This is a genomic window from Phaeobacter piscinae (assembly GCF_002407245.1).
Taxonomy (GTDB): Bacteria; Pseudomonadota; Alphaproteobacteria; order Rhodobacterales; family Rhodobacteraceae; genus Phaeobacter; species Phaeobacter piscinae.
This window is the reverse complement of the sequence record NZ_CP010681.1, coordinates 2,684,522-2,696,775: the sequence shown is the minus strand read 5'-3', so window position 1 is coordinate 2,696,775 and position 12,254 is coordinate 2,684,522. Positions and strand designations below refer to the sequence as shown.

Sequence of the window (12,254 nt, the reverse complement as noted above, 5' to 3'; positions counted from 1 at the left end):
GGCCGCCCGGACGCCTGAGTGTCAGGTCAGTCAGGTGGTGGCGCGCTTACTTCTGCGGTTCGTACCAGCTGGCCAGACCCTCTTGCAGTTCTGCGCCCAGATCAGCAGGCGCTTTGGTGCCCTTGATCGCAGCAACGGAGGCGCCCCATGTCTCGTTTTCGAGGTTGGGCGTGCCGCGCGACAGGATCTGATAGGTGGAGCGGATGGTGCTCTCACACTCGCCACGCCAGGAGACGAACTCCTGCGCCAGCGGATCCTCCATTGCGACCTCATGGTTCGACAGCGAGAAGAAGCCTGGCAGCGCATTTGCGTAGATGCTGGCGAATTCAGCCGAGCCGACCCAGTTCAGGAAGGTCTTGGCCGCCTCGGCATTGGGGGAGGCGGCGTTCAGGCCCACGGCAATGTCCGTGTGATCCGAGATGTAGCAGGTGTCGCCTGCGGCTTTGACCGGCGGTTTGAACGCGCCCATTTCAAAATCAGCCTGAGTGTTGAAGCCGGAGATTTCCCAGCTGCCTGCCGGATAGATTGCGGCCCGGCCTAGGGTGAAGATGTTCTGACTGTCAGGATAGGTCTGCGCCTCATAGCCGTCGCCCATGTACGCGCCCCATTTCGACAGGGTCTCATAGGGGGCAACCCACTGATCATCGGTCAGTTTCTGCTCGCCTGCGATCAGGGCAAGACGGCCTTCCTCACCTTTCCAGTAGTTCGGGCCAATGTTGTTGTAGCCCATGGTGGCGGCTTCCCACTGGTCGTTGGTGCCCATCGCCAGAGGCACGTAGTTGCCGTCCTGTTTGATCTTTTCCAGCGCCGCAAAGAACTCATCTTCGGTTTCGGGCACATTCACACCCAGCTCGGCAAAGGCGTCTTTGTTGTAGATGAAGCCGTGGATCACCGAAGCAATCGGCACGCAGAAGGTGGCGGAGCCGTCATCGGTCTGCCAGGCGGATTTGGCGACATCGGAGAAGCTGCCCATGGCGTTCAGATCAGAGAGGTCCGCCAACTGGCCCTTGTCATAAAGACCAAGCGAGGCGTCAAAGGGGCGGCAGGTGATCAGGTCACCGGCGCTGCCCGCATCCAGTTTGGAATTCAGCACCGCATTGTATTCTGCCGGGGCAGAGGGGGTGAACTTCAGCTTGATGCCGGGGTTGGCCGCTTCAAAGGCGGGGATGATCTTGTCCTGCCAAAGGGCGAGGTCGTCATTGCGCCAGCTCTCAATGGTCAGCGTCACGTCTTCAGCAGCTGCGGCGCCGCCGATCACGGTCGAGCCGAGCAGCGCGAGGGTAAAGAGTTTCCGTGTCATTCAGTATCTCCCAGTTTGCATGTTGGTATTTGTAATCAGGGTCTTGGTGACCTCTTGGGTGGCGCGTGGCCGACCGTTACACCTGTGCGAGCGCGGCTCGCAGGTTGTTCTTGTGATGGCGCAGCAGAGTTTCTGCCGCGGTGGGTGAGGCGGCCCCCTGCAGCAGCAGAATGGCGGGCTTTACCGCGCCGCCGGTCTGATCCAGCGCCCGGGCTGCGGCCTCGGCGTCCTGCCGGGTGAGGGTGCTGACAATGCGGATGGCGCGCTGGCGTAGCTTGGCATTGTCGGCGATGAGGTTGACCATCATGCCGTCCATCACATGCCCCAGCCGGATACCGGCCAGCGTGGACATCATATTGAGCGCGGCCTTCTGTGCGGTGCCGGCCCCCATACGGGTCGATCCTGCGATGACCTCCGGCGGGGTGGGCAGGCAGATCGCCACATCGGCCAGGTTCAGAAGCGGCGTGTCGGCGTTGTTGGCGATTGCGATCACCTTGGCCCCGGCGGCCTGCGCCGTCCGGGCAAAGCTCATCGGGAATGGGGTGCTGCCGCTAGCCGAAAGGGCGATAACCACATCATCTGTGGTCACAGTGGTGGCGGCTTTGGCGCCGGCCTCAGCGTCATCTTCGGTGTGGCCGGGCATGCGCCCGTCCGCAGGGATGCCCCCCGCCATGTGAATGGAAATCTGGTCGGCGCTGATGCCGAATGTCCCGGGCAGTTCTGCTCCATCGGCGAGCGCCATCAGGGCAGAGGATCCTGCGGCTGCGTAATGCAGATGGCCGCCATTGTGCAGACGGCTGGTCAGCAGGGCTGCACCGGCTGCGATCGCAGTGTGGGCGCTGGCCACAGCTTCCAATGCGCGCAGCTGACCGTCCAGCAGGGTGTCGAGGATCTCCGCGTCAGCGCGCAGATCCAGCCCCTGGGCATCAGGGTGCAGCGTCTCTGTTTGCGCCTCGGCCTGTGCCGGTTTGCTGGCTGCGGAGTGTTGGTCGCTCCTCGATGCCATGTGATTCCTCCCCCTCAGGTGAATGAGAAGTATTTAATACCTATACAATACCACTTGTCTACCATTTAATTTGTGTAAAGGCTTTTTGCGGTATATTCAGCTAATTACCCGGTCGAATGGTAATCTTGCTGTTAGAGAGGTCTTTATTTTGCGTGAAAGGTATCTTATAGGTATTGTATGACCGACTCGCGCTTTCCATATCTGATCGCCGTGGATGGAGGGGGAACCTCCTGCCGCTTTGCCCTGCTGAAATCAGGAGCGACACCGCCGCAGCAGCTGGTGGTGACCGGCGGCAGCGCCAATGTTTATACGGCGCCCGATCAGGCCGTTGAGACCCTGCGTGGCGGATTGACGGATCTGCGGCGGCAGTCGGGACTGACTGATGAGGATTTTTACCAGATTCCGGTCTATGCCGGACTGGCTGGTGTCATAGATCGTGAGTCTGCCGCGCGTGTCGCGGAGGCCCTGCCACAGGCGCATGTCCGGGTGGAAGATGACCGCATGCCCGCTGTGGTGGGCGCATTGGGGGAAGAGACCGCCAGCCTCATCGGGGTTGGCACCGGGTCGTTCCTCGGGCGTCAGGTGGCCGGACAGGTTACGCTTATTGGCGGCCATGGTACGGTTCTGGGGGATGAGGCCTCGGGCGGTTGGCTGGGGCGGCGTGTGTTGCAGCTGACCCTGCAGGCTGCCGAAGGGGTTGAGCCGATGACCCCGCTGCTGCGCAACTGTCTGCGCGACTTTTCCAATGAGACAGCAAGGATTGTCCGTTTTGCCCAGACCGCGCGGCCGGTGGCCTTTGGCGCTTATGCGCCGCGCGTGGCCAAGGCTGCGGCGGAGAGTGATGCGGCGGGGCGGCGGCTGATGGCGGAGGGCGCAGAGTATCTGTGCAACGGTCTGCAGGCGCTGGGGCGTCGTCCTGAGGAACCTGTGTACCATATCGGGGGGGTCGCCGCGCAATACGCCGCCTATCTGCCCGCGGACGTGGCGGATTATCTTCGGAGGGCACAAGGCTCGCCGCTGGATGGCGCGCTGGAGCTGGCACGCCGATTTGCCCGCGAGATTGCGCAGGAGGCAGTATGACGGTTGAGGAATTCCTGACGCCGGCCGCCTGGCTGGACGATGCGGCCGGTCCTCGCTATGTGCGGCTGCGCCAGCGCATTGAGGATGGCATTGAAACCGGGCTCCTCCCCAAAAGCGCGCCGCTGCCTGCGGAGCGGGAAATTGCCACACTCACCGGCCTCTCGCGGGTCACCGTACGCCGTGCGATGCAGGATCTAGTGGATCGCGGCATTATCGTGCAGCGGCAGGGCTCTGGCAGTTTTGTGGCGGATGGCACGCCCAAGGTGGAGCAATCGCTGTCGCAGCTGACCTCCTTTACCGAGGATATGGAGCGGCGCGGATATGACACCAGCGTTGAATGGCTGGAACGCGGCATTCACACCCCGTCACCGGAAGAGGTGATGGCGCTGGCGCTGACCTCCGGCGAGGCGGTTGCCCGGATCGCGCGTCTGCGCCGGGCCAATGGGCGCCCGATGGCGATTGAGCGCGCGTCGCTGCCGGTGGATATCCTGCCCAATCCGCAGGCGGTTCAAGGCTCGCTTTATGAGGTTCTGGAGCAATCCGGCAGCCGTCCGGTGCGGGCTTTGCAGCGGATCTCGGCGATCAACCTGCCCGAACAAGAGGCGCAGATGCTGGGGGTGGAGCCTGGGATGGCGGGGCTGAGCATCGTGCGGACATCGTATTTGCGCAACCGGCGCGTGGTCGAATTCACCCGCTCGATCTATCGCGGCGATGCCTATGATTTTGTCGCCGAGCTGCGGCTCGGGACGACCTAACCTGGCGACCCTGAGGAGGGGACCATGACAGATATCACCAAAATGCGTCGCGAGATCGACGAGATCCCGACAGCTGTGGACCGGCTGCTGAGCCATGGCCGGGCTGAGATTGAGGCCGTCGCAGACGCTGCGCGCGCTCTTGATCCGAATGTCATGGTGACCGTGGCGCGCGGCTCCTCCGACCATGTCTGCACCTATCTGAAATACGCCAGCGAGATCATGCTGGGGGTGCCTGTTGCGTCGGTCGGGCCGTCGGTGGCCTCAATCTACAAGGCGCCGCTGCGCCTGAAGGGCGCGCTGAGCCTCGCGGTGTCGCAGTCCGGCAAAAGCCCGGACATCGTGTCGATGGCGGACAGTGCGCGCAGGGATGGCGCATTGTCGATTGCGCTGACCAATGATGCGGCCTCGCCGCTGGCGGCGGCGGCGGATCACACGCTGGATATCCATGCGGGGCCTGAGCTGAGCGTGGCGGCGACCAAGACCTTTGTGACCTCGGCTGTGGCCGGGCTGTGGCTGCTGGCGCAATGGGATCGCAATCAGGCGGTCCTAGCGGCGTTGCACGCGTTGCCGGAACAGTTGGACCGCGCCTGCCGGATCGACTGGCCCGAGGTGCGCGACGCCATTGGCGCGCGGTCCTCCCTGTTCACATTGGGCCGGGGACAGGCGTTGGCAGTCTCCAATGAGGCGGCGCTGAAGTTCAAGGAAACCTGCCAGCTGCATGCGGAGAGCTATTCCTCAGCAGAGGTCTTGCACGGGCCAGTCTCCATTGTGGAAGAGGGGTTCCCGGTGCTGGGCTTTGCGGCGGCGGATGCGGCGGAGGGCGCGCTGGCGGGCATTGCCGATCAGATCGCGGCCAAGGGCGCGCAGGTCTTTGCCACCACGGATAAGGTCACGGCAGCGCAGCGGGTGGACCATGTCCGCACCGATCATGCACTGACAGACCCGATTAGTCTGATCGTGTCCTTCTATGCGATGGTCGAAGCCTTCGCCGCCTCGCGCGGGATCGACCCGGATGCACCGCGCCACCTGAAGAAAGTGACGGAAACGGTATGACTGGGGATCGGCATTTGCTGCGTGCCCTGACGGGCGCGCGGATCCTGACCCCGGTGGGCTGGGAAGATGACAGCGCGCTGGTGCTGCGCGGCGATCAGATCGCGGCGGTTCTGCCGATGGGCAAACTGCCCGAGGGGGCCGAGGTTACAGCACTTGATAGCGGGATCCTGACAGCAGGGTTTGTCGACCTGCAGGTCAACGGCGGCGGTGGGGTCATGTTCAATGACGTCCCGGAACTGGAGCAATTGCAGGCCATAGCTGCCGCACACGCGCGGATTGGTGCGACCTCGATCCTGCCGACGCTGATCACTGATACGCCGAATTGCGTGGCCCGCGCGATTGAGGCCACCGTGGAGGCGATTGCCGCCGGTGTTCCAGGCATCGTCGGATTGCATCTGGAGGGGCCACATCTGGCGGTCTCGCGCAAGGGTGCGCATGATGCGTCGCTGATCCGCCCGATGAGCGAGGAGGATCTGGAGGGCCTATGTGCCGCCGCAGCCCGGTTGCCGCTGCTGAAGGTGACGCTGGCCTGCGAGGCGGTCACCCCGGCGCAGATCCGGCGGTTGAGCGAGGCCGGGGTGCTGGTGTCGCTGGGCCACACCGATGCCAGCCATGCCGATTGCGTGGCGGCGGTTGCGGCGGGCGCGCGCTGCGTCACCCATCTGTTCAACGCCCAGAGCCAGCTTGGCAATCGCGAACCCGGTGTTGTCGGCGCGGCACTTGATCTTGGCGGGCTGTCCGCCGGGCTGATTGCTGATGGCGTGCATGTGCACCGGGCGTCGATCCGGGCGGCGCTGGCAGCCAAGACCGGACCGGGGCAGGTGTTTCTGGTCAGCGATTCCATGGCCACCGGAGGTTCCGACATTGACCGGTTTACCCTGAATGGCCGCGAAATCCGCCGCGATAACAACCGTCTGACCCTGGCCGATGGCACCCTTGCGGGTGCGCATCTTGAGCTGGCAACAGCGGTGCAGATCCTGGTTGAGGGGTGTGATGTCCCGCTGGAGACGGCACTGGAGATGGCCTCTACCCGGCCTGCGGACCTGATTGGGCGATCCGATCTGGGACGGCTGCAACCCGGCGCGCGCGCTGACGTGCTGCATCTGAACAACACTCTGGAGCTGCGGCAGGTCTGGCAAGGCGGGCTGGCTCTGTAGCTGCTGTCGCGTCAGGTCGAGGCGCTTCAGTGTGCGATGACATATGTGGTGAATGTCGCCGCCAAGTTTTTTGCTGGGGCCGCAAGTCGTGTTGGTCCGTTTTAGCCCACGTCGATCGATGCTGCGGTTTAAGCCAACGGCTGCGATGCGCAGGAGGCGGACTTTGCAAGCTCTGAGCAGCTTCTCCAAAGCTGCCTTTCGGTGTTTCTACCAAGTTGGTTCCACGAGCCTATTTCAACCAATGCTGCGCAGCGTCAGAACCGCGATACGCAAGAATCTCCCGCTCCAATCACAAGCGTCAGAACAAGAAGGTTAAGAGAGAAAAGGAACCCGTGGGAAACAGTAAAGCGATTTCAACACAAGTGACGGCAAGGAACGCAACGCAGAATGGGTCTTTCTTCGAAGGAAACTTGTTGAAGCAGAGTAGGGTGATTGCTTTCAAAGAAAACGATGGGCAAGCCATGTTAAAGCCAGAAATGCTCAAGGGAAGTACAAGCGCGGCCGGTATGGATATCATAAGGTTTGCTAAGTGAAAGCAAAGTAGTCGCTTAGCTTCGGAGTAAAATGCATTTTGTGCTCTGGTGGCCCACGGGTATACCGGTAGCCGGATATATCTACGTTGGAATGGTGGAAAGGGAAAGTGCCGACCTTGCAGCCGCTGACTCGAACGTCAGCAAAGTCCCGCAAGCCTGTCGTGGGTGAAATTCCTGCGAAGGTCCGCTTTCGTCAGAGCCGGATGCGCCCTCATGCCCGCGTTGGGCTGGATGCCGCCATTTGAAGGTGCTAAGAGCATCATTCAGGCGAGAATTGACCGAGCCATGATGCGTGCCATCCCTATAATCAGGAGATTTTGGTGATTGATTTTATCATCATCACAGGCGCGGCCTTCTTTGCCGGTGTCCTGAATGCTATTGCTGGAGGGGGTAGTTTCCTGACGTTTCCAGCACTCGTCTTTGTTGGTGTGCCGCCCATCGCCGCGAATGCAACCAGCGCCGTTGCGGTGTTTCCAGGCTACCTGAGTGGTGCAGCTGGGTTCATGGAAGAACTCCGCATCTTTGATCGGGGCGCGCTTTTGGCGCTGCTCGGTTTGTCCGTCGTGGGCGGCGTATTGGGCGCGATATTGTTGCTGATCACACCATCCGCGGTCTTTAGTTTTATCGTTCCCTGGCTTTTACTGTTTGCAACGCTGCTGTTTGCCTTTGACGAGAACATTCGTAGCTGGACCCAAAGCAAAAAGGGCGTGAACCCCATTGGCAAAACCACAACCATCCTGACCGTGACCACATATGGCGGCTATTTCAATGGCGGCTTGGGCATCGTATTGCTGGCGCTGTTCTCTGGCTTGGGCTATCGCGACATAAACCTGATGAACGGGCTGAAGAACGCGCTCTCCTTCATTCTGTCGGGAGCATCTGTCGCCACCTTCTTGCTGGCTGGAATCGTCTATTTACGCGAAGCTACAATCATGATGGTGGCCGCGACAATCGGCGGTTATATCGGCGCAAAGCTCGCAAAAAGGCTTCCGAGAACGGCCATTCGTACCATAGTAATCGTGGTCGGGCTTGGAATGACCATGGTTTTTTGGACGCGAAGTTGAAATTGATTTCTGCGCATCTGCTCTCTTCGATCAATTGAGCGGTATGCCTAGCGATTGCGTGTCGGGAGTTCTGAATCTTTCCCGTTGCCGGTAACTCTCAAAAGCCCATTTTTGCACATCACTGCCGTCAACAACCTGACCGTCCGGTGAGAGTGCTCTGGCGCCCCGCGGGTGATCCCTGCTTTGCGCCATTCAGGCAACCTCGCGGATTGCACCGGACCGGTACAGCTCTTTGAGGCCGGTGTAGCTATCCGCATGCATCCGGCCTTTGTCGCTGGCCAGATGCGCTGAAGGATGCTCGCCTCTGCAGTTTGATGTGAAACGGTAGTGAGGCATTGGCCGCCATCGGTCCGAGGCCGATGCCGAGCGCGGCAGGCGGATCAGCTCCGCCGCAGGGCCGTTCGTCATGGATAAGGGTCCAGACCCGCGCGGTGGCACATTTGCCTTTTGCCTGCAAGTTGATCGGGGTATCATCCGCGGAGATGGTCGGACTTGCGCGCGCATGACGGCCCATCGCTTCAGCCAGTGGTTCCAGCAGTGCCGCAGACCGGCCAATCCAAATTGCCAGGGGGGAACGGTCCAGATCGATCCTCTCCCGTCCGTATAACTGCGATCGGCGGTACTGGGGGGCAGTGGTCGGCATTTGCTGACCAGGACCGGGGCGTCCGCGCACGATTGGGTGCGAACGCAGTGCCGATTGAACGATCCCCTCACAATCACGGCAGACCATGTATTGTCCGGCAGGCGCTTTGCATAGCAAATCTGCCGAGAGGGCGCGGGCGGACAATCCGGTTCACAACAAATCGGCCCGGCACATATTCCAGCTCCTCCGCCACACCTTCGGCAATGGCCCGCAGCTTCGGGCCGCATGTGCAGGTCTCACCCAGTGTCAGAACCTGATTAATCCGGGACATTTCGGGCGGCAGCGGTTTGCGCTTGGGTTTGGACTTCTGCCCCCTCAGTATCACCGGCGGGAACATCTTCGCTGGCAACCTGCCTTGCCGCGGTCTCTTCCTCCTCAAGACGGAGCTGAATCTAATCCAGGCTTTCCGGTTTTGATCCGAACCGGTGCCGGTTATGCCCTGCAAGCTGGTGTTCCAGTTCGGTGACCCTCAGAGCCTGGGCCCTCACAAGATCAATCAACCCCTCCGCCGGCTCACGGAGTTTGCCAGGATCGGGAGGTGTTGTTTTGGGCGCATACAGCATGGGCCGGAATATCTACCGCCACAGCGGAATGGGGATTCTGCGGGTCTGCAATCGCGGAATAATTCCCAGCAGTCAGCGGCTTCCAAGTCTTCGTGCTTGTAGGAGCCAGGATCACGAAGCCAGCTCCCGGATCAAAGCGGCGAGCGAGATCGGGATCGAAGCCGCCTTGAACCTTCAGGCGGTGGCCATTGGAAAGCGCCACCTCTATCTGTGCCCCGGCTTCCGACGGAGCTGACGCGGGCTCAGCATCCAGAACTTCGGCTCGCGGGTAACGGGCAACTTCTGATTTTCATCAGCCGCTGCGGCAGACGGCGGCTCCTTCCGCCAATTGAAGGCCTGGTTGGGATTCACAGTGGAGCGCCGCGCAACCTGAGCAACCGAAACATCCGGCACCTGCATCTGTGTGCAGATGACCTGGTTCTCATATTTCGACCAATTCCGTCGGCGTATTAGAATGCCAAACCTCGATAATGTCCAATTGCTCGCTAAGGGACGCTACCCATCACCAATGACCACCGGTGGTGCGGGCAGACCGGACAGTTACCTATCAACCGCTGCAGCATTGGGTATAAAAGGCTCACAGTCAGATTTCGCCACCTGCCACACGAACATCTGCTGCCAATGAGGGAACGTCATGGTGTCGTCCCGGGCGGCACGATTTGAAGAACTTGGCCAAAGCTCTGGCGAGATGCTTCTTTTGCCTCAGAACCATCGGTCTTGCTGAGCTGGCATTCGGCAGCACTGAGCCCTTTTGGAAATTTCTGTCGTAGCCTGGCGAAGGACCGCTTCACCAAGTCAGGCTTCAGATTCTGATCCATATTCTCGACGAAGCTGCCGAACGAACAGAGCTTCTGGTCTATCCAGCGCGATCTCCCAAGCGTCGGTACTCGAAGTGATAACCTCCTTGAACCCTTGCATATTCTCAGGTTCGTCCGAGATCAAAACCCAACCACCGCCTGACACGCTGCCAATCAATCGCTTCAGCACGATCAATCGATCTTTCTCAGAAAGCATGTGCAACGTACGGTCCAGAAGAAGCACATCAAACTCCCCATCGGGAACAAAGGTCCTGATGTCAGAAACGATTCCCTTAATGCTGAGGTTTTCGCGGCGTGCTGCTTCGTTCAAATCACGAATGCCATTAGGCGAGAGATCGACCCCGACAACTCGGTGCCCAAGGCGCCCGACAAATATTGCGTCGCGACCTTGGCCGCAGCCAATGTCCAATACACGTAGATGATTGCCTGCGTGTCGCTTGAAAAAATCGACAAAGAGTTGTGTTGGCTCGCCAAGGGCCTGAGGTGTCGATCCATAGAGTTTGTCGAAGTTGTAGGGGATATACAGACCAAACATTGCTGTTGTCGCGTCTGACAAGTCTTCCACCAACTCAAATCCGTTCTTTTGCAGAACCCTGGAGGACGCGGTATTGCCGTTTTCCACACCGCCAAATAATTGCACGGATTGGCCTTCGTCCTTGCACCAGGTGACGAGCCCCGCGATCAGTTCGGTCGCATATCCCTTTCCCCAAGCCTCTTCTGAAAACAGATACCCCAAATGAACCGTTGTAAGGAATTCGGATTCCGAACACTCAGCCAGGATCAAGAGGCCAAGCAATCTATCGCTGGCGCGATCACGAACCAGCATTACGTTGCTCTCAGCGGAGCGTGATGTGATCCATTCGTCAATCGCTGGATGTGTCTTTGACATTTGCAAAGATTCAGGCAGGTGTCGTAAAACAACAGGGGTTAAAACGTCCCTGAGTTCCTCGACTAAGGCGCTTCGCTGAGTGTGGCTGCTTATGGTTTCAGACCAACTCTTTACCTGCATCCTTACGGTTTCAAATCGTTTGGCTTGTGTCATGACATCTGCCCTGGTGTCTAGGATCGCAAAGTCTTGGAAAGCGTCCAGACATTGCGCTCAGCTAGGTTAGTTAGTTTAACTTACTATATGGGGTGATTCTATACCACTGGCAAGACTGATCGAACTCGCCCACAGACTAGGCCACGGACAGTGGCCAAAAGCGGGTGGGCCATCGATGCCAACGGGAGACGTTCTCGACATTCTCGTCAGCCCCGCCGCTATGACTTTGCCGCTCTGACCTATCGCCACGCCCGAGCTGACGCCTTTGCCCTGTGGGACGGATATGCAGTCGAATATCCGCCTAAATGCTCGGTCTCACCCCTATCACAATCCACGTCAGATAACTTGGCAATGCCGATTGCCCAGTTTTGCCGGACCACTTCAGCATTGGCTGGCCGAACGGAGCTTTGCGGTCAGGTTAAGCCGAGGATCTTCCGCGCTTGGGCCGGAGTGGCGACCGGGCGGCCGTGTCGGTGACAGATCGCCGCCACCCTTGCCACCAGTTCGGCGTTGGACGACGCGAGCCGGTCCTTGCTGAGACGTATGTTGTCCTCCAGACCAGTCCGTGCATGGCCGCCTTCAGCGACGCACCATTCGTTCAGGGTCAGCTGGTGCTGACCGATCCCCGCCGCGCACCATTCTGCGCCGGGCAACAGGCGGTTCACTGTCTTCACGTAGTAGTCAAAGACATCGCGGTCGGCAGGCATCGCGTTTTTCACCCCCATGACAAACTGAATGTATAATGGCCCCTTCAGACGCCCGTCCGCCTGCATCCGCGCGGCCTGGTGAATGTGGCTGAGGTCGAAGGCTTCGATTTCCGGTTTCACATCATGGACGAGCATCTCTGCTGCAAGCCAGTCCACCAGATCGGGTGGGTTCTCGTAGACGCGGGACGGGAAGTTGTTTGACCCCACCGAAAGCGACGCCATGTCCGGCCGCAAGGGCAGCATGCCGCCCCGTTCCTTGCCAGCACCTGAACGTCCCCCGGTGGAGAATTGGATCACCATGCCGGGGCAGTGTTTTTCCAGCCCTTCTTTGAGGCGTGCAAAGGTCTCGGGATCTGAGGACGGCGCCTCGTCCTCGTTACGCACATGCGCGTGACAGATACTGGCCCCGGCCTCAAACGCGGCATGGGTGCTTTCGATCTGTTCTTCGACAGTAACCGGCACTGCCGGGTTATGCGCCTTGCGCGGCAGGGATCCGGTGATCGCGACACAGATGATGCAGGGTTTCGTCATGC

12 protein-coding genes and 1 pseudogene are annotated in these 12,254 nt (G+C 60.0%); 5 read left to right on the top strand and 8 right to left on the bottom strand.

Translation table 11 applies throughout. The annotated features are described in order from the left end of the window. Window positions 1-46: 46 nt before the first annotated feature. Together phaeop14_RS12675 and phaeop14_RS12670 are read right to left on the bottom strand one after the other, a co-directional pair. Complete coding sequence (locus tag phaeop14_RS12675; RefSeq protein WP_096789743.1) at window positions 47-1,300, bottom strand: ABC transporter substrate-binding protein; 1,254 nt, start codon at window positions 1,298-1,300, stop codon at window positions 47-49. A 76-nt stretch (window positions 1,301-1,376) separates the two neighbouring features. After that, entirely contained in the window at window positions 1,377-2,306 is a 930-nt protein-coding gene (locus phaeop14_RS12670; protein WP_096789742.1) for an N-acetylmuramic acid 6-phosphate etherase, read from the bottom strand. A gap of 177 nt (window positions 2,307-2,483) precedes the next feature. Between phaeop14_RS12670 and phaeop14_RS12665 the strand changes: the two genes are divergently transcribed. The 5 genes from phaeop14_RS12665 (at window position 2,484) to phaeop14_RS12645 (ending at window position 7,948) form a co-directional block, all read left to right on the top strand. Next, entirely contained in the window at window positions 2,484-3,386 is a 903-nt protein-coding gene (locus tag phaeop14_RS12665) for a glucosamine kinase nucleotide-binding domain-containing protein (protein ID WP_096789741.1), read from the top strand. Further along, complete coding sequence (locus phaeop14_RS12660; RefSeq protein WP_040179525.1) at window positions 3,383-4,141, top strand: GntR family transcriptional regulator; 759 nt, start codon at window positions 3,383-3,385, stop codon at window positions 4,139-4,141. Before phaeop14_RS12665 ends, phaeop14_RS12660 begins: the two co-directional genes overlap by 4 nt. A 24-nt stretch (window positions 4,142-4,165) precedes the next feature. After that, complete coding sequence (locus tag phaeop14_RS12655) at window positions 4,166-5,194, top strand: SIS domain-containing protein (RefSeq protein ID WP_040175529.1); 1,029 nt, start codon at window positions 4,166-4,168, stop codon at window positions 5,192-5,194. Then, a complete protein-coding gene (nagA, locus tag phaeop14_RS12650; protein WP_096789740.1) occupies window positions 5,191-6,351 on the top strand; it encodes an N-acetylglucosamine-6-phosphate deacetylase in 1,161 nt (386 codons plus the stop codon). The genes phaeop14_RS12655 and nagA overlap by 4 nt, the downstream gene beginning before the upstream one ends. Window positions 6,352-7,204: 853 nt before the next feature. After that, complete coding sequence (locus tag phaeop14_RS12645; RefSeq protein WP_096790311.1) at window positions 7,205-7,948, top strand: sulfite exporter TauE/SafE family protein; 744 nt, start codon at window positions 7,205-7,207, stop codon at window positions 7,946-7,948. A 192-nt stretch (window positions 7,949-8,140) separates the two neighbouring features. On the opposite strand, the gene phaeop14_RS19900 is transcribed toward phaeop14_RS12645, so the two are convergent. The 6 genes and pseudogenes from phaeop14_RS19900 to phaeop14_RS12625 all read right to left on the bottom strand — a co-directional run bounded on the left by phaeop14_RS19900 (window position 8,141) and on the right by phaeop14_RS12625 (window position 12,252). Further along, window positions 8,141-8,356 carry an IS66 family transposase gene (locus tag phaeop14_RS19900; protein ID WP_244905841.1) on the bottom strand — a complete coding sequence of 72 codons (216 nt, stop codon included), beginning with the start codon at window positions 8,354-8,356 and terminating at the stop codon, window positions 8,141-8,143. Between the two features lie 28 nt (window positions 8,357-8,384). Next, window positions 8,385-8,591: pseudogene (locus tag phaeop14_RS19895) on the bottom strand (IS66 family transposase); the annotation flags it as partial. Between the two features lie 73 nt (window positions 8,592-8,664). Next, window positions 8,665-8,862, bottom strand: a complete 198-nt coding sequence (locus phaeop14_RS19890; RefSeq protein WP_242407006.1) for an IS66 family transposase zinc-finger binding domain-containing protein — start codon at window positions 8,860-8,862, stop codon at window positions 8,665-8,667. A 496-nt stretch (window positions 8,863-9,358) separates the two neighbouring features. Next, on the bottom strand, window positions 9,359-9,553 hold the full coding sequence (locus phaeop14_RS20080; protein WP_420874962.1) for a hypothetical protein: 195 nt from the start codon (window positions 9,551-9,553) through the stop codon (window positions 9,359-9,361). Between the two features lie 396 nt (window positions 9,554-9,949). Beyond that, complete coding sequence (locus tag phaeop14_RS12630; protein ID WP_096789738.1) at window positions 9,950-11,014, bottom strand: bifunctional GNAT family N-acetyltransferase/class I SAM-dependent methyltransferase; 1,065 nt, start codon at window positions 11,012-11,014, stop codon at window positions 9,950-9,952. Window positions 11,015-11,427: 413 nt separating this feature from the next. Next, window positions 11,428-12,252: a 3-oxoadipate:acetyl-CoA acetyltransferase gene (locus phaeop14_RS12625; protein WP_096789737.1), complete on the bottom strand. Its 825-nt coding sequence runs from the start codon at window positions 12,250-12,252 to the stop codon at window positions 11,428-11,430. Between the last annotated feature and the right edge of the window lie 2 nt (window positions 12,253-12,254).

Coding starts and splice junctions, on each gene's coding strand:
- phaeop14_RS12675 (WP_096789743.1), bottom strand. CDS start 1,300: ATGACACGGAAACTCTTTACCCTCGCGCTGCTCGGCTCGACCGTGATC.
- phaeop14_RS12670 (WP_096789742.1), bottom strand. CDS start 2,306: ATGGCATCGAGGAGCGACCAACACTCCGCAGCCAGCAAACCGGCACAG.
- phaeop14_RS12665 (WP_096789741.1), top strand. CDS start 2,484: ATGACCGACTCGCGCTTTCCATATCTGATCGCCGTGGATGGAGGGGGA.
- phaeop14_RS12660 (WP_040179525.1), top strand. CDS start 3,383: ATGACGGTTGAGGAATTCCTGACGCCGGCCGCCTGGCTGGACGATGCG.
- phaeop14_RS12655 (WP_040175529.1), top strand. CDS start 4,166: ATGACAGATATCACCAAAATGCGTCGCGAGATCGACGAGATCCCGACA.
- nagA (WP_096789740.1), top strand. CDS start 5,191: ATGACTGGGGATCGGCATTTGCTGCGTGCCCTGACGGGCGCGCGGATC.
- phaeop14_RS19900 (WP_244905841.1), bottom strand. CDS start 8,356: ATGACGAACGGCCCTGCGGCGGAGCTGATCCGCCTGCCGCGCTCGGCA.
- phaeop14_RS19890 (WP_242407006.1), bottom strand. CDS start 8,862: ATGTCCCGGATTAATCAGGTTCTGACACTGGGTGAGACCTGCACATGC.
- phaeop14_RS20080 (WP_420874962.1), bottom strand. CDS start 9,553: ATGCAGGTGCCGGATGTTTCGGTTGCTCAGGTTGCGCGGCGCTCCACT.
- phaeop14_RS12630 (WP_096789738.1), bottom strand. CDS start 11,014: ATGACACAAGCCAAACGATTTGAAACCGTAAGGATGCAGGTAAAGAGT.
- phaeop14_RS12625 (WP_096789737.1), bottom strand. CDS start 12,252: ATGACGAAACCCTGCATCATCTGTGTCGCGATCACCGGATCCCTGCCG.